This window comes from Pseudolactococcus reticulitermitis (genome assembly GCF_002260845.1).
In the GTDB taxonomy this organism is placed as follows: domain Bacteria; phylum Bacillota; class Bacilli; order Lactobacillales; family Streptococcaceae; genus Pseudolactococcus; species Pseudolactococcus reticulitermitis.
Genome location: NZ_BEDT01000003.1, coordinates 293,094 through 319,514, shown reverse-complemented (window position 1 = coordinate 319,514; position 26,421 = coordinate 293,094). Strand labels below are relative to the sequence as shown.

Sequence of the window (26,421 nt, the reverse complement as noted above, 5' to 3'; positions counted from 1 at the left end):
GGGAGAATAGCAAAATGAAATGGTCGTTACAAGAATTAAATAAAAAACACTCCGTCGAGTTTGAGACAGTCTTTGACTTGAAGCAAGAGTTGACATCTCGAGAGCCTGAGATTTTAGATGTGTCGCCAGTCGTGGTCAATGGTCGTGTCGATGCAGATGGCGGTATTTATAGCTTGAGTTTTACAGCGGATTATACCTTGACCATGCCGTCAAGTCGGAGTTTGACGCCAGTAGAAGTGCCATTGACTTTGACTGTGTCAGAAATTTTCACGACGCAGGCTTATTTTGAAGCACACCAAGCAGATTTAGATGCGGACATGCTCTTCATTTTAGACAAGGATTTGATTGATTTAGCAGAGTCAGTCGCTGATAATATTTTATTAGAAATACCTTTGCGCGTCTTGACAGATGAAGAAAAGCAATCAGATGCGCTGCCATCGGGTTCAGCTTGGCAGGTTTTGTCAGAAGATGATTATGCAGCATTACAAACCAAGTCAGCAGTCGAAGATGTTGAGAAAAAATCACCATTTTCTCAACTTAATGGCTTATTTGAATGAGTGATGCGTGTTAAAAGTACGAAGATTGCCCGAATTTTGAGGGCTTTTTTGCTATCTGAATGTTAGAAAGCCGACAAAAAAATTTTTATGTCGAAATGTTAGAAATTCAGACTTTTATGCTTGAAAAGACATTAAAATTATATTATAATGAATTATTATAGGGTATAAATTTTTGTAAGATTCGATAGGAGAATGTTCAATGACACAAGCAAACTTTGGTGTGGTCGGTATGGCAGTGATGGGGCGCAACTTAGCGCTCAACATTGAGTCACGCGGCTATACAGTCGCAATTTTCAACCGCTCAAAAGAAAAAACAGAAGATGTGATCGCGTCACATCCTGAAAAAAATTTCGTACCGAGCTATGATATTGCGTCATTTGTCAACTCGATTGAGAAACCACGTCGTATCATGTTGATGGTTCAAGCTGGACCAGGAACAGATGCAACGATTCAAAACCTCTTGCCATATTTGGACAAGGGAGATATTCTGATTGATGGCGGGAATACTTTCTATCAAGATACAGAACGTCGTAATGCTGAATTAGCCAACTCAGGCATTAACTTTATCGGCACGGGTGTTTCAGGTGGTGAAAAAGGGGCGCTCGAAGGGCCGTCAATCATGCCTGGTGGCCAAAAAGAGGCCTACGATTTGGTCAAAGACGTGTTAGAAGAGATTTCAGCTAAAGCGCCAGAAGATGGCAAACCATGTGTCACTTACATTGGCCCTGGAGGTGCGGGGCACTATGTGAAAATGGTGCATAACGGTATCGAGTACGGCGATATGCAGCTCATCGCTGAGTCTTATGACCTCATGCAACGCTTACTTGGTCTCAGTGCCACTGAGATGCAAGCTGTTTTTGCAGAATGGAACAAAGGCGAGCTAGACAGCTACCTGATCGAAATCACAACAGATATCTTGACGCACCAAGATGATCAAGGTCAAGATGGGCCAGTTGTTGATTATATCTTGGATGCGGCGGGTAACAAAGGAACTGGTAAATGGACAAGCCAATCAGCGCTTGATTCAGGCGTGCCACTCCCATTGATTACAGAGTCAGTTTTTGCACGTTATATCTCAGCTTACAAAGCAGAACGTGTCGCAGCAAGCAAAATCTTGTCAGCACCAGACTTCAAATTTGACGGCGATAAAGCGGAATTGATTGAAAAAATTCGTCAAGCGCTTTACTTCTCAAAAATCATGTCTTACGCCCAAGGTTTTGCACAGTTGCGTGTAGCTTCTAAAGAAAACAATTGGAATTTACCATTTGGCGAAATTGCTGCCATTTGGCGTGCCGGATGTATTATCCGTGCCCGGTTCTTGCAAAAAATCACGGATGCTTATGGTCGTGATGAAGACTTAGCTAACCTCTTATTGGATGAATATTTCATCGAGATTACTGCCAAATATCAAAGCGCTGTCCGTGATGTGGTTGCCCTTGCGGTTCAAGCAGGTGTACCTGTCCCAACTTTCTCAAGTGCGATTGCCTACTTTGACAGCTACCGTTCAGAAAACTTGCCAGCTAACTTAATCCAAGCACAACGTGATTACTTTGGCGCGCATACTTATGAACGTAAAGATAAACCAGGCATTTTCCACTATTCGTGGTATGACGAAAAATAAACGAACTTAAACCTAAAGTTAAATTTAAAATAGAAAAGAGAACACGTAATGGGAAAAAAAATTCTAGTTATTGAAGATGAAAAGCAACTCGCGCGTTTTGTATCACTTGAGCTTGAACATGAAGGCTACAGTGTTGAGACGCGTCACGATGGCCGTAGCGGTCTCGAAGCAGCTATGAGCCAAGAATGGGACATGATCCTTTTGGATTTGATGTTGCCAGAATTGGACGGTTTCGAAGTCGCCCGTCGCTTGCGCAATGAAAAACAAACACCGATTACCATCATGACAGCTCGTGATAGTACAATGGACAAAGTCGCTGGTCTTGACATTGGTGCAGACGACTACATCACAAAACCATTCGCGATTGAGGAGTTGCTGGCGCGTTTACGTTCTAACTTCCGTCGTCAAGATCGTGAAGTCCAAAAACGTAAGAAGACTGACGGCACAACTTTCCGTGATTTAATCATCAACAAGAAAAACCGTCAAGTCCAACGTGGTGACGAAATCATTGATTTGACAAAACGTGAATACGATTTGTTGACAACCTTGATGAAAAACGTCAATGATGTGGTCACACGTGAACAACTCGTTCAAAATGTTTGGGGCTACGAAGAAGGCACAGAAACGAACGTTGTTGACGTCTATATCCGTTACCTCCGCAACAAACTCGACCAAAAAGGCAAAGATTCATACATCCAAACGGTTCGTGGTTTGGGTTACATGTTACGCGAAAATAACTAAGCAAGCCTTCATAGTTACAAGATTAATAAGCTGACGAAAGTCAGCTTATTGGTGTACATAGCCGATGTGTTTCAAGTAGACAGCAATATATGAAAAAATATTCAGGAGAAGGTGATGGGAAAGATACCCTCTAATAAAAGGCAACCGAAAAAGCGGAGTATCATGCTCAAATGGTCTTTTGCCAATATGATTTTCTGTTTTTTGGTTTTTACAATCTTTGTAATCATATCCTATCAGAGCTCTGTTCTCTATTTTTTAGAGGGTGAAAAAGATGGCTTGGTTAGCGTCGTAGACAGCGCCGCTAAAAAATTAGAGACGAGTAGTGATAACTTAACACCTGATAATATTTACAAGTATCTAGATTATCAAGAGCCCAACGTACTTGATAATCTTTATGATGAAGCGGGTCATGTGATTAAGTCTGCTGAGGCAGTCGGTATCCCCGGTGTTAGTTGGCGCTCTTTTCAGGTTTATGATGTCAGTGGTCAAATGATTTTCACGACACAATCCTCAAGTATACCACTAGCCAATAAAAAATCCACAGCACCTGTGATTGTGACAATTGATAATCAGTCGGGTTACATCACGACGCGAGAGATTAAGTCAAAAAAAACAGGTCAGGTTATTGGTTATTTACAATCCTTTAATAATCTAGAGTTTTACTACAATATTCGCAATAAGCTTTTATTTATCCTCATTGCGCTAGAGATTGTTGCCATGTTCCTGGCTAATTTTATTGGTTACTTCGTCTCAAATCATTTTTTGAAACCATTGTCCAAACTGTATGCTGCTATGAAAAAAAGAACGTATTCGCCTTCTAGTGAATTTGAAGAAGTTGAGATTCATTCTGGTGATGAAATTGAAGAGCTAGCAGATGTCTTTAATCAGATGATGTCTAAAACGCATGATTATATTGAAGGGCAGGAGCGATTTGTATCGGATGTCAGTCATGAACTTCGGACACCGCTTGCTGTGCTAGATGGTCATATCAACCTCTTGTTGCGCTGGGGGAAAGATGACCCAGAACAATTGGTCGAGTCTTTAGAAGCCTCTCGACACGAAATCAAAAAAATGTCGAGTATGATTCAGGACATGCTAGATATTAGCCGTTTGAAACAGTTAGATGACTTTATAACAGAAGAAACAGTCGTCGAAGACAGCGTTACTGACTTGATCAATAATATGAAAATGATTCATCAGACAAGTGAGTTTACTTTTGAGGATAAGTTAGATGATCCTCAGGCTAAAGCGCAGATTAATCAGAACCATTATATTCAAGCTTTGACAATTTTGATAGATAATGCCATCAAGTATTCTGGTGAGGGAGAAAGTTTTGTCAAAGTCACCCTATCTGAAAATGACAAACATATTATCACATCAGTTGCTGACCGTGGCTTGGGCATTTGTGAAGAAGATAAGGCGCATGTTTTTGAACGCTTCTTTCGTGCTGATAAGGCTAGGAATCGTGAGATTGGGGGAACTGGCTTAGGGCTCTCTATTATCGCCAACATTGCGCAAATCTACCATGGTTCTGTTTCTGTCGAATCGGAATTGGGCAAAGGCTCTGTCTTTACGCTGGTTCTGCCTAAAGCTGATTTAAAATAATAACTTAAAACGTTGCGCTTGCAGCGTTTTTTTTGTACTTAATATTTTTGTTTGAATTTTTTGAATATTTCCTATTTACAAGTTCTTTTTTCTGTGTTAGAATATAAAACATAACTCAGGTGTTAGAAAATCTAACACCGAAATGCAAATTGAGCGATAGCTCATCATTTGAGACGATTTTAGGAGATGTCTATGAACTCAGGAAGTATTGCATTTATCATCATCTGCGCTGCTATGGTTTTGCTGATGACCCCGGCGCTTGCATTTTTCTATGGTGGCTTAGAACGGCGTAAAAACGTGATTAATACCATGCTGATGGCGGTTATGCCACTAGGAATAGCGTCTATTCTTTGGGTGGTGATTGGTTACAGTTTGTCGTTTTCTGGAGATGGCACATGGATTGGAAATTTCGGTCATGCGTTCTTTTGTGATGTCAGTATTTCTGACAACAACTTACATGGTCTTGAAATTCCAGATGCCCTTTTTGCTGGCTTTCAGATGATGTTCTCGATTATTACAGTTGCGATTTTGACAGGTTCAGTGGTTGGGCGGATGCGTTTCACACCACTTGTCATTTTTATGGTTTTTTGGTTAATTATCGTTTATTATCCACTGGCACACATGGTTTGGGGTGGTGGCTTCTTGGCGCAGATTCATTCGATTGACTTTGCGGGAGGTAATGTTGTTCATATCTCATCGGGTGTGAGTGCCTTAGTCTTATCAATTGTTTTGGGGCGTCGTCGTGACTATGCACGGTTAGAATACCGACCACACAATATTCCTTTTGTGCTATTAGGTGCAGGTCTGCTCTGGTTTGGTTGGTTTGGGTTCAATGCTGGCTCAGCGCTTGCTGCAGATGGTCTTGCTGTACATGCTTTGCTGACGACGAATACGGCAGCAGCGGCAGCCATGTTATCGTGGGTCTTGATTGAGAAGCTTACGATTGGTAAACCGACCTTGGTCGGGGCGTCAACTGGTTTGGTTGTCGGTTTGGTTGCCATCACGCCAGGTGCAGGTTTCGTCTCGCTCTGGTCATCTCTCTTGATTGGGGCGCTTGTATCGCCGATTTCTTACTTTTTCATCTCAGTTATCAAACATAAATTGGGCTATGATGATGCCTTGGACGCTTTTGGCGCCCATGGCGTAGGTGGTATCTTTGGTGGGATTGTCACCGGAATTTTCACGATGCCATCACTTGCCTTAGAAAAAGGTTATGCAGGTGTGATTTATGGTTCGGGCAAGCTACTTTTGGCACAACTTGAAGCGATTTTGTTTACCATTGTCTTTAGCGCCATTGCCACCTTTGTCATCATCAAGGTTATCTCGCGCTTTACGCCGATTCGAGTGAGTGACCGCGAAGAAGCGATTGGCTTAGATGATAGTGAGCATGATGAAACGGCTTATCCGACATTTATGGGACTAGATAGCTAAACGCTGAAACTTGAGAAGGAGAAGAAAAAATGAAAAAAGTAGAGGCGATTATTCGCACTGAAAAATTAGAAGATTTAAAAGATGCCTTGGTCAAAAATGATTTGGCGAAAGGGATGACGGTCACACAAGTTTTGGGTTATGGCAATCAAAAAGGTTTTGTCGAATATGTCAGAGGGCAAAAATTGCACACGACCTTGTTGGCTAAGATTAAGATTGAGATTGTCACGGTCGAAGAACGTGTTTCGAAATTGATTGAAGTTATCCGTGAAACGACACAGACAGGTGAAGTTGGCGATGGCAAAATCTTCGTCTTACCGGTTGAAAATGTCATCCGCATTCGCACAGGCGAAGAAGATGCTGATGCCATTTAAGGCGATTGAATTAGTCATTAAGTTTTAAAGAAAATTTAATATAGAAGTGACGATACCAAAAATGCTTAACGAATAGCTTTTCTAGAGAGATTTAGGAAAATAGGCGTCTAAGTATTTTTTTGTGCGCGTGGCTGAGTATTGAAAAATGACGATAAAAACGGTAGAATTAAAGGATATAAATACGATTTGAATTGACCGATAAGGAAAACAAGCATGAAAACAATCACAAATTTTGAAAATAAAAAAGTATTGGTGCTGGGTCTGGCAAAGTCTGGAGAATCAGCGGCGCGTGTGCTCAATCAACTAGGCGCTATCGTCACGGTAAACGACGGCAAGCCTTTCGATGAAAATCCAGCAGCCCAAGATTTACTAACTGAAGGGATTAAAGTCGTGACAGGTGGTCATCCACTGGACTTGCTAGAAGAAGATTTTTCGGTCATGGTTAAAAATCCGGGTATTCCCTACAATAATCCAATGGTTGAGCGGGCAGCAGCCTTGAAGATTCCGATTATCACGGAAGTTGAGCTGGCCTATCTCATTTCTGAGTCGCCGATTGTTGGGATTACGGGTACTAATGGTAAAACAACAACAACGACGCTGATTGCAGATATTTTGAATGCTGACGGTAAAGTTGCTAAATTGTCAGGCAATATTGGCTTTCCTGCCTCTGATGTCGCGTCGAAATCGACGGCTGATGAAACCTTGATTATGGAGCTGTCAAGCTTCCAATTAATGGGGATAGCAGCTTTTCGTCCGAAAATCGCAGTGATGACCAATTTATTTTCAGCACATCTGGATTATCACGGCTCTCAGGAAAATTATGAAGCGGCTAAATGGCGGATTCAAGAAAATATGACTGCCGATGATTTTTTGGTGCTGAATTTTAATCAAGCCAAACTCAGAAACAGGGCAGCTTTGACAGCAGCGCAAGTCGTGCCTTTTTCAACAACTGAGACTGTTTCAACGGGTGCTTATGTTGCAGACGGTCATATTTACTTCAAAGCTGAAAAAATCATGCCTGTAGCTGATTTATCCCTACCTGGTGAGCATAATGTCGAAAATGCCTTGGCTGCGATTTGTGTTGCCAAGTTATCCGGTGTGTCAAATACAGCAATTCTCAGTGTCCTGACGACATTTTCAGGCGTTAAACACCGCTTGCAATACATGGGGCAAAAAGCGAACATCAAGTTTTATAATGACAGCAAGGCGACCAATATTTTGGCAACTCAGAAAGCCTTGTCAGGTTTTAATCACCGCACGCTTTGGCTTTTAGCTGGTGGTTTAGACCGTGGCAATGGTTTTGAGGAGTTGTCGGCGGATGTTGCTGATTTGAAAGGCATGATTGTCTTTGGCGAAACAGCGCCAAAACTTCGCGCGCTGGCAGAATCTCTCGCGATTCCTGTCTATGATAGTGAGAATGTCGCGACGGCAGCGGTATTAGCCTACAGCAAGGCTGAAGCTGGCGACACAGTCCTTTTAAGCCCTGCCAATGCGAGCTGGGATCAATACAAGACTTTTGAACAACGCGGCGACTTATTTATTGACGCTTTTACTGGATTGGAAGAAAAATAATCATGAAAATCATTGTTAGTGGTGGGGGTACGGGAGGCCATATCTATCCAGCACTTAGTTTTATCAATTATCTCAAGACGGTTGAGCCAGATGTGTCGGTGCTTTATATTGGCACGAAAAAGGGGTTGGAATCGAAAATCGTTCCAGAAAATGGGATTGACTTTCAAACGATAGATATTCAAGGCTTCAAACGATCTTTGTCGCCTGAAAATGTCAAAACCGTCTATAAATTTCTCAAATCGGTATCGGATGCGAAAAAAGTGATCAAGGCTTTTCAACCGGATGTGGTCATTGGGACAGGTGGCTATGTTGCGGGTCCTGTGATTTATGCTGCAGCCAAGCTAAAAATTCCGACAATTGTGCATGAACAGAACTCGATTCCTGGGGTGACCAATAAGTTCCTAAGTCGTTATGCAACGCGTGTTGCGCTGGCTTTCCAAGAGGCAGGGGCATTTTTCCCGTCTAAGAAAACGGTCTTTACGGGCAATCCAAGAGCTCAGGAAGTGGCTGATTTGACAGATGATAGTCATGTCCTTGACCAATACGGTTTGAAATCAAACAAGAAGACGATCGTCATTTTTGGTGGCAGTCGTGGGGCGCTCAAAATCAATACAGCAGTCGTCGAAGCACTGCCTGAACTGGCAACGAAAGCTTATCAGATTTTATACGCCTCAGGCGAAATTTACTACAACGACCCTGAATTTTCAGACATCTTCACAACCTATAACCAAAAAGAAAATATCAAAATCGTCCCTTATATTCATAACATGGTCGAAGTTTTGAATGATGCCGATTTGATTTTATCACGGGCAGGTGCGACGACGCTGGCTGAAATTACGGCGCTCGGTCTGCCGTCAATCTTGGTGCCAAGTCCTTATGTGACGGCGGATCATCAGACGAAAAATGCAGAGGCGCTTGAAAATGCCGGTGCTGCGATTATGATTAAAAATGCTGAGCTGACTGGCACGAGCATTGTCGGGGCGATTGACAGCCTCTTGTTAGATGATGTGACCTATCGGCAAATGGCAGAGAATGCTTTGCGTGAGGGTGTGCCAGACGCCAGCAACCGCTTATATCAAGTGCTCAAGGATGTATTAAATGGCAGATAAAGAGAAACAACCTGAACTGACACCTTGGCAGCAACAGCACGCTGAATTTCAAAAGAAGAAGAAGGAAGAAGCGGCGAAACTGGCGCGTGAAGAAAAGCGGAAAAAGCAGCCAGTCAAGGTCGAGTCAGTCGTTGAAAAATACGAAGCAACACCTACTCAGCTATCAGCAGATGAAGTAAAAACGCCTTTCTTTCAACGCTTCAAATTTAAGACAAGACCAAAAGATGATGGTGAAATTTCTGAAGTACTCAGTAAAATTTGGCCTTTTATCTTGGTGGCAACACTCTTCTTTCTAGGCAGTATTTATGTCATATCACCGCTCAGTAAAATCGCTGGTTTCACTGCAACTGGCAATGTGCATGAATCAACAGAGCAAATTGCTGAAGCAACGGGCATCAAAACAAATGACCATGTCTGGCGCGTGATGAAGAAATCGACTGCCATATCGACTAAAATCGAGCAGACCTTTCCGCGTGTCAAGTCGGCTAAAATCACTTGGCTATTCCCCAATAAATTTAAGGCTAAAATCATCGAGTATGGCGAGAGTGTTTATCTGAAAACTGGTGGCGCATATCAGCTAGTCCTATCAAATGGCGAGATTTTGACGCAGGAGCCAGTGGATGCTCAGAAACTAGCTGGATTGCCTGTTTTAGACGGTTTTAGCGCCGAAGAAGTTAAGGCATTTGTGCTGGCGTATGAGACACTTAAGCCTGAGATAAAAGCGCAAATCACAACAGTGACCAAGGTGCCGACGAAAGTCACGCCAGACTTCATTGCGCTTGACATGAAAGATGGCCACCAAGTTCGTGTGCCTTTGAGTCAAATGGCTGAAAAACTCCCGTATTACACCAGCGTTGCGTCGAACTTGACAGAACCGAGCGTTGTGGATATGGAGGCCGGCATCTATGCTAAGTCTAAAGATGCTTATCAGCAAGATTTAGATGACGAAAAAGAAAAAGAACAAAAAGCCAAAGAAGCTGCTGCTGCGAATAAAACAGATAATAAGTCAGATGCTAATGGTAGTGAAACACCGACCGGCGCGGAAACTGACGGTAGTGATAGTACCGACAACACACAAGCCACAGAGTCATCTGAAACGTCACCTGTTGGGGCAGAGTAAGTGGTTAAAGATTGTTTTTTAGAATAACAAACAAATGTTATTTAAAACCTTTGAGAATCGTACAGCGAAAACAAGGGTTCTAATAAAAAAAGAAATGTCTGAATATCTTGACATTTAAGACAAAATTAAGTAAACTAACAAAGTGGATACTTTTATTAACGCAATATAACATGGGAGAAGAATATGACAAAAAAGACAAAAATGGTAAGCATCGGTTTGATGTCAGTAGCAGCTTTGGGGCTTTTCGCAGCTTGTGGTAACAAATCTGGTTCTGGTGATTCGGAAGGTAAAGATTATTCATTCTATTACCAAAATGACCCTGAAACCTTGGATTATGTTTTCTCAGGTCAAAGATACACAGCTGAAAACACAGCCAATTTCGTTGATGGTCTCGTGGCGTATGACCAATACCGTCAAATCGAGCCAGCCTTGGCTAAATCTTGGGATGTCTCAGAAGATGGTAAAACTTACACTTACCATATTCGTAAAGACGTTCAATGGGTCGACGCTGACGGCAATGACTATGCTGAAGTGAAACCGTCTGACTGGGTTACTGGTTTGAAACACGCAGCAGACAGCAACTCTGAAACACTTTACTTGGTTAGCGATTCGATTACAGGGCTTGCAGACTATGCCAGCGGTAAGGATAAAGACTTTTCAAAAGTTGGGATCAAAGCTGACGATAAAGCAGGCACAGTCACGTATACCTTGAACCAACCAGAATCTTTCTGGAACTCTAAAGCGACTTATGGTATCTTGTACCCAATCAATGCTGAATTCTTGAAAGAAAAAGGCAAAGACTTTGGTAAAGTGGCGACAGATGGTATCCTTTATAATGGTGCCTACATCGCGACTAAATTTGATAACAAATCAGCCATTGAATATAAAGCTAACGACGCTTATTGGGATAAGAAAAACGTCCACATCAAAAATGTCAAATTGTCATTCTACGATGGTAAAAAACCAGAAGATTTGTATCAAAATTATACATCTGGTAAATACAACAAAGCACAACTTTATCCAACCATGCCATATTTCAAAGATGTCGATAAAGCTAATGTCCTTTGGACGGCACAAGAGTCTAACTCTTACTTCGGTTACTTTAACCTCAACCGTCAAAATTACAGCCATACAGCCCACGATACAGACGTTAAGAAAACAGCAACTAAAAAAGCTGTGTTGAACAAAGATTTCCGTCAAGCCATCAGTTTTGCCTTTGATAAAGCCAAATATACTGCCCAACGTGTTGGTGAAGAAGGTGCTGAAAAACTTGTTCGTAACACGCTTGTACCGTATGATTTCGTGACGATTGCGGGTAAAGATTACGGTACTGCCGTTCAATCTAGCCTCCAAGAGATGGATAATGACAACTGGTCTAAAGCATCAGTTGAGCAAGGTAAAAATGCAACTTATAATCTTGACCTAGCCAAGGCAGCCTTTGCCAAAGCTAAAGCAGCTTTGAAAGCAGAAGGCGTTGAGATTTCAAAAGAAAACCCGATTGTTTTGGACTTTCCAGTTCAGGATACAAGCACAATTAACATCGCTTCAGCAGCCTCACTGGAAAACTCTTTCCAAAAAGCTTTCGATGGCGAAGTGAAATTGAATACAATCAAACTTGCCATGGATCCTTGGACACAAGCAACCTTCTCATTCAAGACAGCCGCTGAAGCTGACTATGACTTTAATATTTCAGGATGGGGACCAGACTATGCTGACCCAGGTACTTACCTCAACATCTTGTCACCAAAACAAGGCGATATTACCATCAAAATCGGTTTTGAACCAGATGTGACACTTGAAGGCGAAGATAAAGGTGTCGCTGCTAAAGCTGCCGTGGATATTGCTGCCTACCAAAAACTGTTAGACACAGCTAATGCCATCTCAGATGATAATGATGCCCGCTATACAGCATTTGCTAAAGCTGAGGCATGGTTGATTGATAATGGTATCATCGTACCAGTTTATTCAACAGGTGCTGTACCGTTGATGCAAAATGAAGTACCATTTACAAAAATTGATTCTAACGGTGTTGGCTCAACGGCTTACTCTTATAAATACAAGAAAGTAAGTGATAAGACAGTCACTGCCAAAGAATATGAAAAAGCGTTGAAAAAATGGCAAGCTGAAGTTGAAGAAAAAGCAAAAGCAGCTGACAAATAATAGCAACCACGCCTAGCGCCTATCGTCGTAAATAGTAAATAGGAACTTTTGAAGTCCTTGTCAGATGAGATGAGGCGACCAGCCAAGCTCTTAATTTAGAACTGATCGGTCGCCTCTTGACGAGAGGTAGCGAAAGTGGTTTGATTTTATGCTTGATTGAATAGAGTGAGTATAGGATGAAGCAAAGGTGAGACTAGAGACTTCTGGTCTCAGTTTTGCGTTTAGAGAGACTATCTGATTTGTCCTTTCCGAAATAGCTACTAGCTAACCATCAATCAACTGAACGTGAGTATCTTAATTCTTAATATAGAACGGTTTGAAATAGATGAAAAAATATATCTTTTTTAGAGTGTTGCGAGCTCTGTTGTCCATTGTTATTGTGACAACGATTGTTTACGCACTCGTCTTTAGTTTAATTCCACGTCGTCAGATTTTTGTATCAGATGAGCAATACGCGCGTGTTGCAGGTAAAGCTGACGCACGTCGTGAGTATGAAAATGCAGTCTTTGATCGTCAAGGTTATATCGACTACTTGAATCAAAAAGATTTGGTTCTTAAAGTCGAAAAAATTGACCCTAAATATGACGGCACAGACAGCAAAGCCAATCTGCAAGCGGCTGAAAAGTGGGCAAAATCTGTCAAAGGCAATTGGAAAATTGAACAATTACCAATTTCTAAGAAGATTTATGCCACACGTGAAATCCCCATTTGGCAACGGGTCGGGAAGTTTTATGCCAACCTGATTCAGATTGATCATCCTTGGAAAATCCAAGATAAGGCCAATCCTGACCTCAAGCGGTTTATCAAGTTCACGTGGGAAAAAGGTGGCGGACCTGCCATCATTGGTTCAGGTACTGAACACAAATACTTGCTGTATGTTGATGGCGCCTTCCCATTTATCCACCAAAAATTCATCACGATTAATTTGGGACAATCCTACCCAACCTTTAGCGGTCGGTCAGTTGTCGATGTTTTGACAAGTGGTCAAGGGGAAACGGTCACACGTCAAATAACGCTTGCTGATGGCAAGAAGATGAATACATCTATGGACATTCATACGGCAACTTATCAAAGTCCTAAAAATCAAAGCGATCGGATGAAACAGATTTTCAAAGATGACTATACAAATGTGAAAAATGTCTATCAAGATCCGTCGATGATGGCTAACTCAGCGCGAATTTCAATTCTAGGGATTATTTTAGCTTATCTTTTCTCAACTGTCCTTGCAGTTTATTTCAGCCGTCATGCGGGTAGCATCATTGACCGTTTTGGCTTGATTTTTATCACAGCCTTGATTGCTCTGCCAAGTTTGGCGGTTATCTATACCGACAGATTCCTCGGCTCATTGATTGGCTTACCGGGCTCATTTACGACACTCGGCGCAAGCAATGTGGCAACTTATGTTATGCCAACGATTATTATTGCGCTGATTCAGACGCCAGCATTGACCATGTGGATGCGTCGTTATATGGTCGACCAACAGTCTGCTGACTATATCAAGTTTGCACGTGCCAAAGGTCTATCTGAAAAAGAAATTTCACGTAAACATATCTTTAAAAATGCAGCGATTCCAGTTGTCAATGGGATTCCATCGGCTATTGTTACAGCAATCGCTGGTGCGACGATGACTGAAACGATTTTCCTCATTCCGGGTCTTGGTAAAATGTTACCAGATTCGATTGCTGCCAATAACACGCCGATAGTTGTCGGGATTACCTTTATCTTGACGACTTTGGCAGTCTTTGCTGTCTTGATAGGTGACCTTGTCATGCAAATCATTGATCCACGGATTCAATTTGCGACAAAAACAAAAACAAAATCAAAAACTAAATTAGCGAAAGGAGAAAAGTAAGATGTCAGATCAAGAATTATTTTCATTCGTCCCTGCCAAAGGCGACGAATCTGAAGTCATCAGTGCACCACTTTACTCTTATTGGAAGAGTGTGGGGCGCAAGTTCCTTTCTTCAAAACTCGCGATTACGATGCTCGTTTTGCTGATTGCTTTGCTTTTGATAAGCTTTTTCCAACCGATATTTTCGGGTTATAAAGTGATTAACTCAGGAAAAATCGATGATTTTAGCCTGCGTTATAACTATCCTAACTTAAAAAATTGGTTTGGGACTGACGCGACAGGTCAATCACTTTTTGATGCTGTTTGGGCAGGCGCGAAAACGTCAATTTCAATCGCTATGCTTGCGACATTGATTTCAACGCTTATTGGTGTGATTGTGGGCGCTATCTGGGGCTTGTCAAAATCAATCGACAAGTTCATGATTGAAGTCTATAACGTTGTCAACAACGTGCCACAAGTCTTGGTGCTCCTCGTCTTGTCTTTTGCCTTTGGATCAGGTTTCGGGAATTTGTTGTTTGCCATGTGTGTGACTTCTTGGGTCAGCATTGCCTACCAGATTCGTGTCCAAGTGATCATGTATCGTGACCGCGAATATAACATTGCTTCTCGCACACTCGGTACAAAATCTGCGACGATGATTAGCAAAAACATTTTACCCTATCTCATCTCAGTTATTGTCACAATTATCAGTAATCAGATGCCAGTCTTCATCTCTTTGGAAGTCTTTCTTGGTTTCCTAGGCGTTGGTTTGCCATCTGATACCCCATCTCTTGGACGTATCATTGCTGATTATACGGACAACATTACCAACCATGCCTATCTTTTCTGGATTCCAGTCTTGATTCTTGGTCTGGTAACTGTCTCACTCTATATCGTAGGTCAAACCCTTGCTGACGCAAGTGACCCACGCACGCACCAGTAGAAAGGAAGCGATGATTATGTCAAATAAAAAAGTTATCCTTTCTGCAAAGGATATTAGTGTTGAATTTCAAGTCCGTAATCGCACTTTGCGTGCCATTCGTAATATTTCAGTCGACTTGCATGAGGGGGAAACCTTAGCGCTCGTAGGGGAATCAGGCTCTGGTAAATCAGTTTTCACGAAAGTTTTCACGGGGATGTTAGAAGCAAATGGTTCTGTTGCCACTGGGGCAGTGACTTATGGCGACATGAATTTAACGGATTTGAAAACAAATGCCGAATGGGAAAAAATTCGGGGGAGTCAAATTTCGACCGTCTTTCAAGACCCGATGACCTCGCTGAATCCGATTAAAACCATTGGCAGCCAAATCTCTGAAACGGTCATTAAACATCAAGGCAAAACAGCTGAGGAGGCTAAGGCCATCGCCATTGACTTGATGAATCGTGTCGGCATTCCGGAAGCTGAAAAACGCTATGATGAATACCCTTTCCAATACTCTGGCGGCATGCGTCAACGGATTGTGATCGCGATTGCTTTGTCATCACGGCCAAAAGTTTTGATTTGTGATGAACCGACAACAGCCCTTGATGTGACGATTCAGGCGCAAATCATTGCGCTCTTGAAAGAATTAAAAGAAGAGTATGGTTTTGCCATGATTTTCATCACCCATGACTTAGGTGTGGTGGCATCTATCGCTGATAAAGTTGCGGTCATGTATTCTGGTGAAATCATTGAGTACGGTACGGTTGAAGATATCTTCTATGATAGCCGTCACCCCTATACTTGGGCGTTGCTCTCTAGCTTGCCACAACTTGCGACGACTGAAAAACTTTACTCAATTGCGGGTACACCACCCTCTCTTTATTCTGAAATTAAAGGGGATGCCTTTGCGCCGCGTAATCCAAAACCGATGGCGATTGACTTTGTTGAAAGCCCACCAAAATTCCCAGTTAGTGAGACGCATTGGGCAAAAACATGGTTGCTGGATGAGCGGGCACCAGAATTAACAAAACCAGAAGGCATCCAAGATTTACATGCCAAAATGGTTAAAATTTACGCAAAAGAAGGAGGGGCTTAAGCATGGCTGAAAAATTATTAGAAATCAAAGACCTCTCGATTTCTTTTGGTGAAGGTAAAAATAAAAACGTTGCGGTTAAAAATGCCAACTTTGACATCTACAAAGGCGAAACATTCGCCCTTGTAGGCGAATCTGGCTCGGGTAAGACAACCATTGGCCGTGCCGTTATGGGCTTAAATAATATCGAAACGGGCGATATTATTTTTGACGGTAAGAAAATCAATACCAAATTATCTAGTTCAGAAAAAGAAGCATTGACGAAAGATATTCAGATGATTTTCCAAGATCCTGCCGCATCACTTAATGAGCGGGCGACAGTGGATTATGTCATCTCAGAAGGTCTTTATAATTACCACATGTACAAGGACGAGGCGGACAGAAAAGCAAAAGTTGAAGCCATGCTGAAAGAAGTTGGCTTGCTGCCTGAACATCTGTCACGTTATCCACATGAGTTCTCAGGTGGTCAGCGGCAACGGATTGGGATTGCACGGGCGCTTGTCATGGAGCCACGTTTGGTCATCGCTGATGAACCGATTTCAGCGCTTGATGTGTCAATTCGTGCCCAAGTCCTCAACCTCCTGCAACGCTTGCAAGAAGAAAAAGGCTTGACTTACCTTTTTGTCGCCCATGACTTGTCAGTCGTGCATTTTATCAGTGATCGCATTGCCGTGATTTATCATGGTGACATCGTGGAAATGGCAGAAACGGAAGAATTGTTTAACAATCCAATCCATCCCTACACCAAATCACTCTTGTCAGCTGTGCCAATTCCTGACCCAGCGCTTGAACGTCAGAAACAACTCATCGTTTATGATGACACCATTCATGACTATGAGACAGATAAGCCTAGCTTCCAGGAAATCAAGCCAGGTCACTTTGTTTGGGCCAATACTGTTGAAGCAGAAGCCTACAAAGCACAATCATAAAATGTTAAATTAAAAGACTGATTTAATGACAGAAGACGTGAGCGAAAGCTCGCGTTTTTTGATATAATGGAGTTAACTATAGAGTAAATTACAGAAAATCAAGGTGACAACATGTCAATGTTTTTAGATACAGCACGAATTGAAGTGAAAGCCGGCAAAGGTGGCGATGGCGCCGTTTCTTTCCGTCGAGAAAAATACGTACCAGATGGTGGGCCTGCAGGTGGTGACGGTGGCCGTGGTGGCGACGTGATTTTCGTCGTTGACGAGGGGCTGCGCACCCTCATGGACTTTCGCTATAACCGTCATTTCAAGGCCAAACCCGGCGAAAAAGGGATGAATAAAGGGATGCACGGCCGTGGGTCAGAGGACTTGATCGTTAAAGTGCCGCAAGGGACAACGGTTAAAGATTTCGAGACAGATAAGATTTTGGTCGATTTGTTAGCGCCCGGTCAGACCTTTACCGTGGCACATGGTGGTCGTGGCGGTCGTGGGAATATTCGCTTCGCGACAGCTAGAAACCCTGCACCAGAAATCGCTGAAAATGGTGAACCAGGAGAAGAACGCACCTTGTTACTAGAACTTCGTGTTTTGGCAGATGTCGGCCTCGTTGGTTTCCCGTCAGTTGGCAAATCAACCTTGTTAAGTGTGATTTCAAACGCCCGTCCAAAAATTGGCGCTTACCACTTTACAACGCTAGTGCCAAATATTGGCATGGTACGGGTTGGCGACGGCGAAAGTTTTGTCGTTGCGGATATGCCAGGCTTGATTGAGGGCGCTAGCCAAGGGATCGGCTTAGGAACACAGTTCTTGCGCCATATTGAACGGACACGTGTGTTACTACATGTGATTGACATGAGTGGTATGGAAGGGCGCGAGCCTTACGATGATTATGTCGCCATCAATGATGAGCTGGAAGGCTATAACCTCCGCCTCATGGAGCGCCCACAAATTATCGTCGCCAACAAAATGGATATGCCAGACTCAGAAGAAAATCTAGCTGAATTTAAAGCAAAACTCTTTGCCAACTATGAAGAGTTTGAAGATAAACCGCAAGTTTTCCCAGTTTCTGGTATTTCACGCCAAGGGTTACAAAACTTGCTTGAAGCAACAGCAGAATTGTTAAGTGAAACACCTGAATTTCCATTGTATGACGACGCAGACTTTGCGGATGATAATAAAGAAGCTTACTATGGCTTTGATGAAGGCACGCGTGACTATGAGATTACGCGTGATGATGATGCGTCATGGATTTTATCTGGTGAGAAACTTGAAAAACTCTTTACCATGACGAACTTTGACCATGACGAGTCAGTCTTTAAATTTGCCCGTCAATTGCGTGGTATGGGCATTGATGAAGACCTCCGTGGCCGTGGTGCTAAAGACGGCGATATTGTCAGAATTGGTAATTTCGAATTTGAATTTGTGGACTGATTAGATGCATTTAAGTATAAAATACAGTTCCTGACGATTTGGAGGTAGCAAGATAGATGGGTTTTAAAATTATCGGAAATCGAGATGATGAAGGCAATTTCATCGCCTCTGCGGATGCTTGGCCACCAGAAAAAATTGCTGAGCTATTTGATAAATACAATCCCAATCGCAAATTGCGGTTGGCGCGTGAAGCAGCAGAAAAAGAAGATAAGAAAGAAGACAAAGCCATTTGAACTCTCTTGAAATCAAACTCAATCATCCTGATGATGGCGCCAATCTTTTTGGTGCGCAAGAAAAGCACCTGAAATATCTGGAAGACGCGATTGGTGTGACCATCCATTTTCGTAGTGAAGTGGTTCAGGTGGTCTCAGACTCTGACGAGAAAAATGAATTGACACGCTTGGTCTTGCAGGCCTTGCTCGTCTTGGTAGGACGGGGGCAGACGGTGAATACACCCGATGTTGTCACAGCTCTGACCATGGCACGAAATGGCGAAATCGATAAATTTATCGCCCTTTACGAAGAGGAAATCACCAAAGATAGTAATGGTAAACCGATTCGGGTTAAAACCCTAGGTCAGAAAATTTATGTCGAGGATATCTTGCACCATGATATTACCTTTGGCATTGGTCCGGCGGGGACGGGTAAGACTTATCTGGCTGTTGTTTTAGCAACGACAGCCCTACGTCGGGGGCAGGTCAAGCGGATTATCGTGACACGCCCTGCGGTCGAAGCCGGTGAAAATCTCGGTTTCTTGCCGGGTGATTTGCAGGAAAAAGTCGATCCCTATTTGCGTCCGATTTACGATGCCTTATACAATGTCTTAGGCAAAGTGACAGTCGAGCGCATGCTTGAGCGAGGGACGATAGAAATCGCACCGCTGGCTTATATGCGGGGTCGAACTTTGGATGATGCCTTTGTCATTTTAGATGAGGCGCAAAATACCACCACCATGCAAATGAAAATGTTTTTGACGCGGTTAGGCTTTAACTCTAAAATGGTTATCAACGGCGATGTCAGCCAAATTGATTTACCGAGACACGCTAAGTCAGGCTTGATTGATGCCAAAGATAAACTCGCTAACATTAAGCAGGTTGCTTTTGTCTATTTCTCGGCTAAAGATGTGGTCAGACATCCTGTTGTAGCTGAGATTATTCGAGCTTACGAAGATGATACGCAGGAACAGGGACAATCAGAAGGAAAACGACATGAGTGATTGGCGGGAGAATCGAATTGAAGCAGCCCAGCGTGGTGAGAATCCAATGGTGATGGTGGAGATGCCATCTGGTTTTGCCTGTATTGGCGACACGCAATTTTTAGCAGGCTACTGTGTCCTTTTACCCAAGCGTGAAGTGTTCAGTCTAAATGATTTGACGTTGGCAGAGCGCAGCCAATTCTTAACGGATATATCCGTGATTGGGGATGCACTGCTTGCTGAGACTGATTGTCTGCGGATAAATTATGATATTCTAGGCAATACAGATAACTACCTACATGCTCATATTTTTCCGCGTTATCTGTCAGAAGCACCTGAACGTTTGAAAAAGCCGGTCTGGCTTTACGATGCATCCTATTGGTTTGATGATGCTTATGCGTATGATGAAAATAAGCATGGTGAACTTCGGTCAAAATTAACAGCTTATTTAAAAGATTTTGAGCAGACCAAGGGTCACGAATGATCCCGTTTGTCGAAGCTCAAACAGAGAAAGGAGGAGTTGAGCGTGTACATTGAAATGCAAGACAAGACAGGTCAAGTATCTGAAACAGTGCAACAGGATACCATTAAGTTGCTAAACTTTGCGGCTGATTTTATTCATTTACCTGAAAATAAAGAAATGGCCATCACTTATGTCTTGAATGATGAAATTCAAGTTATTAACCGAGAGTATCGGGGCAAAGATTTGCCGACAGATGTGGTCAGCTTAGAGTATGAACCAGAAGAGATTGCTTTTGGCGAAGATTTCGACATGCCTGAGGAGCTTCAAGCTGAGTTGGCAGACTTTGATAGTTTTATCGGCGAGCTTTATATTTCGATTGAAAAGGCGCAAGAACAGGCCGATAATTACGGTCATAGTTATGCGCGTGAGATGGGATTTTTAGCGGTACATGGCTTTCTTCATATCAATGGCTACGACCACATGGTGCCAGAAGATGAAAAAGTGATGTTTGCTTTACAGGAAGAGATTTTGACAGCTTATGGCCTTACAAGATAAAAAATCAGCTAAAAAATGGAAAAATCTGACGGTTTATGCCTCACTTGAGTTCGCCCTAACTGGGATTATCACAGCCTTTCGTGAAGAACGTAACTTGCGCAAACACGCCGTGAGTGCGATTGTGGCCATCATGTTTGGCTTTGTTTTTAGGATTTCAATTACGGAATGGCTCTTTTTACTCCTGGCAATTTTCCTCGTTATTTTTGGTGAAATCATCAATTCGGCGATTGAAAATGTCGTCGATTTGGCAAGTGATTATCACTTTTCCATGCTCGCCAAAAATGCCAAGGATATGGCGGCAGGCGCGGTTTTATTTATCTCACTCTATGCCGTTCTCGTTGGTTTGCTGATTTTCTTACCTAAAATTTGGGCACTGATTTTTTAAACTTAGCGAAATAATGAAAACGTTGAAACGTGGGCGCAGCTTGCGTTTTTTAGTGTCTTGGCAGCCTGTCTGAGCGTTGTACCCGTGGTGTAAATATCATCAAAGATGACTAGCTTATCAGGAATAGCGACATGTTCTTTCATGATAAATGGATTATCAGACGCTAAACGTTCAGACCGTGTTTTATGGGACTGATGACGGGTTTCTTGCTTAGTCAAGAGATCAAGGTAAGGGAGCTTGGCGCTGCTTAAAAAGCCAGTGACTTGATTAAAGCCCCGACTTTGTAAACGCTCAGGAGAAACGGGTATTGGCACGATAGTTTGATTTTTAAGACGACTTGCAAGAACCGTGTTAAAAGCCGCACGAAGTCTAAAATCCCCTTGAAATTTGTAATGTTGAAAATAAGCCTTGGCAAAGGCATTATAATGAAAAATGGCTTGATGCAAAATAGGGTCAGTAATCTGCTGACAATCGCGACACCTACCATCAATATCAGGTTTATAACAAATCTGACAATGTCGTTCTGAAATGACTTCAAATTGTGCCCAACAGTCTGGACAAACGGTCTCCCGAGGTTTTCGAGACAAAAAAATATCCGAAAATTGGAAAAATGGTGTCAATGTCTTATGGCAGAGTAGGCAATCAGTCACGCGAAACCTCCCAGTCGATTCATCTGACGAATTTCGGAGATGGCTCGTGTCATCTCTCTGGTCAAACCAGCATGAAAAAAGTAGACCAGACCAGTCGGACGCTCGGGACTCCGGCCAGTACGCCCAGCAATCTGAATCAGACTAGATTTGGTAAAGAGGCGGTGGTGACTGTGAATCACAAAAACATCGACTTTAGGAAAAGTCACTCCCCGCTCTAAAATCGTCGTCGAGATTAAAATCGTCAGCTGCCCTTGTCGGAAGCGTTCAATTTCCTCAGCACGATTTTCACTCGTAGAGGCAACAAAGCCTATCCTTTCATCAGGGAACAGACCACGCAAGCGCTCAGCGAATAATTCCCCAAAGGCGATAACGGGCGCGAAAATAAGGAGCGGAAAACCAGTTTCGCGCTGTTTTGTGATATAACGGTAGATGACTTTTTCGCTGCTATTGAAGATGGGTTTTGGCACGACGAGGGGATTGCCATGAAAACGACGGGACAAAGCCACCTGCTTTAATTGACCAGTTTTAACTAATTTATCCAGTTTGTCAGTAGATGTTGCGGTCAGGTAAATCAGCGTTGACACAGGCTTTCGAGATTGCTCAGCCGCAAAATATAGGGCGTCATTGTCCGCAAAGGGAAAGGCGTCCACTTCATCGATAATCAGCAAATCAAAGGCATGACGAAAGCGCAAGAGCTGGTGAGTTGTCGAGATGACAAGTGGTGTCGGAAAATAAGGCTCAGAATCAGCATGCAAGAGTGAAATCGGAATCGAAAAATCACGAGATAATCTGGCGTGAAGCTCACGGGCGACATCAGTTCTTGGTGTCGCAATCCCAACAGCACCGCCATTTGAGATGACCTTGGCGACGGCAGCGTAAATCATCTCAGTTTTCCCTGCCCCTGTGACGGCATGGACTAAAATCTGAGAGTTTTGATTGACAGCATTGCGTAACTCCCTAGAGATTTCAGCCTGATAAGATGTGAGTTGCCCAGTCCAGCGCAAGCTATCTTGAGCTGGGAAGCCTTGCTGGGGCAAGTGATAAAGCAATTCATCAGAGCGAACTCGTCCGAGATGGAGACATTCTGGACAAAAATAGGCAGGGATTTCTAAGGTGACAGTTTCAAGAGCAGATGTCGTCCCGCAGCGCTGACAAGTGACCGACTTGTTAGTGCGTGTCATCCCGGGAAAAGTCACAGTATGTTCAGGCAGATTTTCAAAGTCATCGCCCAGTTCTTGTCGCGTCAATAGGCGACCGTATAAGTTATCCATACTATCTTATACGGATTTGATCAGAAAATGTTACAATATTTTTATGACGATTACGATTAAAAATGATGTGATATTCGAAGAAGCCATCAAAAAATCTCGCTTTATTTGCCATCTCAAGCGTGTGACGAGCGAAGATGAGGCGCGTGAGTTTATCACGGCAATCAAAAAACAACACCATAAAGCCAACCACAACGTTTCAGCCTTCACGATTGGCAAGCATCAGGAAATTCAGCGCTCATCAGACGACGGGGAACCTTCTGGTACAGCAGGCGTCCCCATGCTAGAAATCCTTAAAAAACGTGAGCTGACCAACCTTGTCGCCGTCGTCACCCGTTATTTTGGCGGCATCAAGCTCGGCGCTGGCGGTTTGATTCGTGCCTACGCCGGTAGTGTCAACCACGCCATTGATGCCGTTGGTCTCGTCAAAATCGTCGAGCAAACCCAGCTCAATCTTCATCTGGATTACGGGCTTTTTGACAATGTGTCGAGGTATCTCGCAAGTGCTGGTCTGGCTATCGCCGACTCAGTTTTCACGGATAGGGTCGTCATCTCTATCTTTGCGGATACAGCTGACGTTGAGCAACTCAAGCAAAATTTAACAGAGCAGTTTCATGGCAAACTAGACTTGACAGTAGGCGATAAAAAACTTGTAGAAGTCGCCATTTAGTGCTATAATGGATTTCCAAGAGGTCGCTTGCTAGATGTCTTGGGCATAGAAGTCAACATGTGTTCATCACATTGACTTAGCATTCGGGGTCGTTCTGGATTCGACAGATGTTGTCGCGTATGAGCTGCGATTAGTGAGGCGCCACTCTAAACCGCCGCAGATAAATATAACTGCTAAAAATACACAAACTTACGCAGTAGCTGCCTAAACCACAGCCTGTGTGCCTGACTTTCGCTCGCCTATGGCGATTTGATGGCCTAATCTAGTAGGATACGATTTGGCGGCGTCTTGACGCCAGAGAAGAGATTAAGAGACTCGCAAACTGACTTTGTTCGAGGATTGTCTCGTTAGCTTGTTAAATTTAGACAGTCCCTATGATTGTAGACGCTGATATAGCAAGGCATTTGGACGTGGGTTCGACTCCCACCGGCTCCATGAAATAGCAAAAGACCTCTTGTTGATAAGGGGTCTTTTGTTTTTGGGTTTGATTTAGGGGCAGGGGATTTTAATTGGCTATATGATTACCTATGTTTTTTTTGCTATTATGTTATCATCTTTATCGACACCTCTTTGTCTAGGGAGGAGGTGTTTAACATGTTAGATTTTGCAATCCAAGCATTAGAAAATGTCGTTGCAGGCATATTGCTTATCATCATTGAAAAAATGATGGATCAGGACAAATAGCCTAGACAGGTTGTCCGCACACGCTAAAATAAGTGCAAAAAAAGAGCTATGTATTCCTGTACATAGCTCTTTGTGCTAGATTCTAGCAATCCAAGTTATGATTAAATTATAGCACAAATAGTTGTGGTGTCAAATTATTCATTTCCATCATCTTTAGAGCACTACCAAAACCCGCCCACTTTTTATGGTATAATGGAGGAAATTGCAGCTACTTAACCACTGAGAAACGAAAGCAAAGAGGACACTATGACAGATTTAAATGCCATCATGGCAACGCTGATTACCGGAAAAATTACCGATGAAAACGAGCAACATTACTATATTCAAAAAGATGGTCTGATTTTCAGATTGCCGAAAACCGAAGGCGATTTTGCCCTTGGTGATGAGGTCACTGGCTTCGCCTACATGGACAAGGCGGGTAAGCAACGTCTGACCTTGACAACACCTGCAGCCACACGAGACACTTACGGTTGGGGGACTGTGACTGATGTCAGAAAAGACCTAGGTGTCTTTCTGGATGTCAATATCCCTGAAAAAGATGTCGTCGTTTCCGTTGATATTTTGCCTGAGCTAAAAGAGCTGTGGCCGAAAAAAGGCGATAAGCTCTACGTTAAACTGGCCGTTGACAATAAAGACCGCATCTGGGGTGAGCTAGCCTATCCTGAAACCTTTGTTCAGATGGCTGGCAAGGCTTATGATAACATGCAAAACCAGAATCTACACGCCATTGTCTACCGCAATAAACTCTCAGGTACTTTCGTCTATCTTCCAGAAAATAATATGCTCGGTTTTATTCATCCCAATGAGCGCTTTTCAGAGCCACGTTTGGGGCAGGAGCTGGATGTGCGCGTGATTGGTTATCGTGAGATGGATAGAACGCTGAACCTCAGCCTCAAACCGCGCGCTCACGAGATGCTGGATGCGGATGCCCAGCTGATTTTGACCTATCTGGAGCAGCAGGGCGGGCAGATGCCTTTCTATGATAAATCAGCGCCAGAGGACATCAAGGCGACTTTCGCCATTTCCAAAGGTCAGTTTAAGAAAGCGCTGGGCGGCTTGATGAAACAAGGCAAAATCAAACAAGATGCGACAGGAACGACATTATTATGAGCCAAGAACGTGCGATTTTTGCGGGCGGCTGTTTTTGGTGCATGGTGCAGCCTTTTGAGGAAATGTCGGGCATTTTGAGCGTCCTGAGTGGCTACACAGGTGGCACGACCCCAAACCCGACCTATGAGGCTGTTTTAACCCACAAAACCGGTCATACCGAAGCTGTTGAGATTATTTTCGATAACGCCATCGTCAGCTATGGCGAGCTGGTGGCGCTCTACTGGACGCTGACCGACCCGACGGATGCTTTCGGTCAATTTCAGGATCGCGGCGATAACTATCGCCCAGTCATTTTCTATGACAATGGGGAACAAAAACGAATCGCGACTGACAGTAAGGCGCAACTACAGGCTTCTGGACGCTTCGATTTTCCGATTGTGGTGGCGATTGAGCCGAGTCAGACTTTTTGGCCGGCGGAAAGTTATCACCAAGGCTTCTATAAAACGAATCCGACCAGATATGCCCAAAGCGCCCAAATGCGCCATGACTTTTTAGCCAGACAATGGGGGAAACTATGAGTTTTTACACTTTTTTGATGAAATATCGGGCTTATCAAGTAGGCGATGACCTCACCAAACTCGCCAATCTGGTCTATGAAGAGACGACCTTTCCAAAGCAGTCATCAGATTTCGATGACATCTCGACTTATCTGGAAACCCATGCTAATTTTGCTTTTAATCTCTCAATATTTGATGAGATTTGGGAGCAGTATCTAGCGGAGAGATAATCGTTTTTTAGGCTATATCAAGACAAAGAGTCGCCAGAAATGGGGCTTTTTTGTGTTTTAGGTCGAAAAGTTCACTTATCATTTTTATTTTAAGAAAATTAGAGGTATAATAGATATATGAGTAAATTAAAAGAGTAATATGTTTGGAAGACTACTTGAGACGAGGTTAGGTCTATGGTAAACACAAGACAAGACAACAGCTATTTTTGCAATTTGATAAG

26 protein-coding genes and 1 other RNA gene are annotated in these 26,421 nt (G+C 43.1%); 25 read left to right on the top strand and 2 right to left on the bottom strand.

Going from position 1 to position 26,421, the window contains the following annotated elements:
- Positions 1-14 precede the first annotated feature (14 nt).
- From RsY01_RS07560 to RsY01_RS07465, 20 genes are all read left to right on the top strand, one after another.
- Complete coding sequence (locus RsY01_RS07560; RefSeq protein ID WP_094784948.1) at positions 15-557, top strand: YceD family protein; 543 nt, start codon at positions 15-17, stop codon at positions 555-557.
- A gap of 199 nt (positions 558-756) precedes the next feature.
- Positions 757-2,178 (top strand): NADP-dependent phosphogluconate dehydrogenase, encoded by a 1,422-nt coding sequence (gene gndA, locus RsY01_RS07555; RefSeq protein WP_094784947.1) that lies wholly within the window; start codon positions 757-759, stop codon positions 2,176-2,178.
- A gap of 48 nt (positions 2,179-2,226) precedes the next feature.
- Complete coding sequence (locus RsY01_RS07550) at positions 2,227-2,919, top strand: response regulator transcription factor (protein ID WP_094784946.1); 693 nt, start codon at positions 2,227-2,229, stop codon at positions 2,917-2,919.
- 114 nt (positions 2,920-3,033) lie between these two features.
- Positions 3,034-4,524 carry a HAMP domain-containing sensor histidine kinase gene (locus tag RsY01_RS07545; protein WP_094784945.1) on the top strand — a complete coding sequence of 497 codons (1,491 nt, stop codon included), beginning with the start codon at positions 3,034-3,036 and terminating at the stop codon, positions 4,522-4,524.
- A 192-nt stretch (positions 4,525-4,716) separates the two neighbouring features.
- Entirely contained in the window at positions 4,717-5,955 is a 1,239-nt protein-coding gene (locus tag RsY01_RS07540) for an ammonium transporter (RefSeq protein ID WP_094784944.1), read from the top strand.
- Positions 5,956-5,984: 29 nt separating this feature from the next.
- Positions 5,985-6,326 (top strand): P-II family nitrogen regulator, encoded by a 342-nt coding sequence (locus tag RsY01_RS07535; protein ID WP_094784943.1) that lies wholly within the window; start codon positions 5,985-5,987, stop codon positions 6,324-6,326.
- Positions 6,327-6,539: 213 nt separating this feature from the next.
- A complete protein-coding gene (murD, locus tag RsY01_RS07530; protein ID WP_094784942.1) occupies positions 6,540-7,898 on the top strand; it encodes a UDP-N-acetylmuramoyl-L-alanine--D-glutamate ligase in 1,359 nt (452 codons plus the stop codon).
- 2 nt (positions 7,899-7,900) lie between these two features.
- A complete protein-coding gene (murG, locus tag RsY01_RS07525) occupies positions 7,901-9,007 on the top strand; it encodes an undecaprenyldiphospho-muramoylpentapeptide beta-N-acetylglucosaminyltransferase (RefSeq protein WP_094784941.1) in 1,107 nt (368 codons plus the stop codon).
- Positions 8,997-10,127 carry a cell division protein FtsQ/DivIB gene (locus tag RsY01_RS07520; RefSeq protein ID WP_094784940.1) on the top strand — a complete coding sequence of 377 codons (1,131 nt, stop codon included), beginning with the start codon at positions 8,997-8,999 and terminating at the stop codon, positions 10,125-10,127. The genes murG and RsY01_RS07520 overlap by 11 nt, the downstream gene beginning before the upstream one ends.
- Before the next feature lie 183 nt (positions 10,128-10,310).
- Positions 10,311-12,287: an ABC transporter substrate-binding protein gene (locus RsY01_RS07515; RefSeq protein WP_094784939.1), complete on the top strand. Its 1,977-nt coding sequence runs from the start codon at positions 10,311-10,313 to the stop codon at positions 12,285-12,287.
- 325 nt (positions 12,288-12,612) lie between these two features.
- Positions 12,613-14,139, top strand: coding sequence for an ABC transporter permease (locus tag RsY01_RS07510; protein ID WP_094784938.1), 1,527 nt, complete (start codon positions 12,613-12,615; stop codon positions 14,137-14,139).
- A 1-nt stretch (position 14,140) separates the two neighbouring features.
- Positions 14,141-15,061, top strand: coding sequence for an oligopeptide ABC transporter permease OppC (gene oppC, locus RsY01_RS07505; RefSeq protein WP_094784937.1), 921 nt, complete (start codon positions 14,141-14,143; stop codon positions 15,059-15,061).
- A gap of 16 nt (positions 15,062-15,077) precedes the next feature.
- Complete coding sequence (locus tag RsY01_RS07500) at positions 15,078-16,136, top strand: ABC transporter ATP-binding protein (protein WP_094784936.1); 1,059 nt, start codon at positions 15,078-15,080, stop codon at positions 16,134-16,136.
- 2 nt (positions 16,137-16,138) lie between these two features.
- Positions 16,139-17,062 carry an ATP-binding cassette domain-containing protein gene (locus RsY01_RS07495; RefSeq protein WP_094784935.1) on the top strand — a complete coding sequence of 308 codons (924 nt, stop codon included), beginning with the start codon at positions 16,139-16,141 and terminating at the stop codon, positions 17,060-17,062.
- 111 nt (positions 17,063-17,173) lie between these two features.
- Positions 17,174-18,493 (top strand): GTPase ObgE, encoded by a 1,320-nt coding sequence (obgE, locus tag RsY01_RS07490; RefSeq protein ID WP_094784934.1) that lies wholly within the window; start codon positions 17,174-17,176, stop codon positions 18,491-18,493.
- A 56-nt stretch (positions 18,494-18,549) separates the two neighbouring features.
- On the top strand, positions 18,550-18,726 hold the full coding sequence (locus RsY01_RS11015; protein WP_094784933.1) for a hypothetical protein: 177 nt from the start codon (positions 18,550-18,552) through the stop codon (positions 18,724-18,726).
- Complete coding sequence (locus RsY01_RS07480) at positions 18,723-19,709, top strand: PhoH family protein (protein WP_094784932.1); 987 nt, start codon at positions 18,723-18,725, stop codon at positions 19,707-19,709. Before RsY01_RS11015 ends, RsY01_RS07480 begins: the two co-directional genes overlap by 4 nt.
- Positions 19,702-20,172 carry an HIT family protein gene (locus RsY01_RS07475; protein ID WP_094784931.1) on the top strand — a complete coding sequence of 157 codons (471 nt, stop codon included), beginning with the start codon at positions 19,702-19,704 and terminating at the stop codon, positions 20,170-20,172. Before RsY01_RS07480 ends, RsY01_RS07475 begins: the two co-directional genes overlap by 8 nt.
- A 42-nt stretch (positions 20,173-20,214) precedes the next feature.
- Positions 20,215-20,706: an rRNA maturation RNase YbeY gene (ybeY, locus tag RsY01_RS07470; protein ID WP_094784930.1), complete on the top strand. Its 492-nt coding sequence runs from the start codon at positions 20,215-20,217 to the stop codon at positions 20,704-20,706.
- The gene (locus tag RsY01_RS07465; RefSeq protein ID WP_094784929.1) at positions 20,690-21,091 is read left to right on the top strand and encodes a diacylglycerol kinase family protein; all 402 of its coding nucleotides are present in this window, start codon (positions 20,690-20,692) and stop codon (positions 21,089-21,091) included. The genes ybeY and RsY01_RS07465 overlap by 17 nt, the downstream gene beginning before the upstream one ends.
- Before the next feature lie 2 nt (positions 21,092-21,093).
- On the opposite strand, the gene RsY01_RS07460 is transcribed toward RsY01_RS07465, so the two are convergent.
- Complete coding sequence (locus tag RsY01_RS07460; protein ID WP_133063199.1) at positions 21,094-21,741, bottom strand: ComFC family protein; 648 nt, start codon at positions 21,739-21,741, stop codon at positions 21,094-21,096.
- The gene (locus RsY01_RS07455; RefSeq protein WP_094784927.1) at positions 21,738-23,012 is read right to left on the bottom strand and encodes an ATP-dependent helicase ComFA; all 1,275 of its coding nucleotides are present in this window, start codon (positions 23,010-23,012) and stop codon (positions 21,738-21,740) included. The genes RsY01_RS07460 and RsY01_RS07455 overlap by 4 nt, the downstream gene beginning before the upstream one ends.
- A gap of 43 nt (positions 23,013-23,055) precedes the next feature.
- On the opposite strand from RsY01_RS07455, the gene RsY01_RS07450 reads away from it, so the two are divergent.
- From RsY01_RS07450 to RsY01_RS07430, 5 genes are all read left to right on the top strand, one after another.
- Positions 23,056-23,679 (top strand): YigZ family protein, encoded by a 624-nt coding sequence (locus RsY01_RS07450; protein ID WP_094784926.1) that lies wholly within the window; start codon positions 23,056-23,058, stop codon positions 23,677-23,679.
- A gap of 85 nt (positions 23,680-23,764) precedes the next feature.
- Positions 23,765-24,117: a transfer-messenger RNA gene (gene ssrA, locus RsY01_RS07445) on the top strand.
- 492 nt (positions 24,118-24,609) lie between these two features.
- A complete protein-coding gene (locus RsY01_RS07440) occupies positions 24,610-25,473 on the top strand; it encodes a CvfB family protein (RefSeq protein ID WP_094784925.1) in 864 nt (287 codons plus the stop codon).
- A complete protein-coding gene (gene msrA, locus RsY01_RS07435; RefSeq protein WP_094784924.1) occupies positions 25,470-25,991 on the top strand; it encodes a peptide-methionine (S)-S-oxide reductase MsrA in 522 nt (173 codons plus the stop codon). Before RsY01_RS07440 ends, msrA begins: the two co-directional genes overlap by 4 nt.
- Positions 25,988-26,200 carry a YozE family protein gene (locus RsY01_RS07430; RefSeq protein ID WP_094784923.1) on the top strand — a complete coding sequence of 71 codons (213 nt, stop codon included), beginning with the start codon at positions 25,988-25,990 and terminating at the stop codon, positions 26,198-26,200. Before msrA ends, RsY01_RS07430 begins: the two co-directional genes overlap by 4 nt.
- Positions 26,201-26,421: the final 221 nt, after the last annotated feature.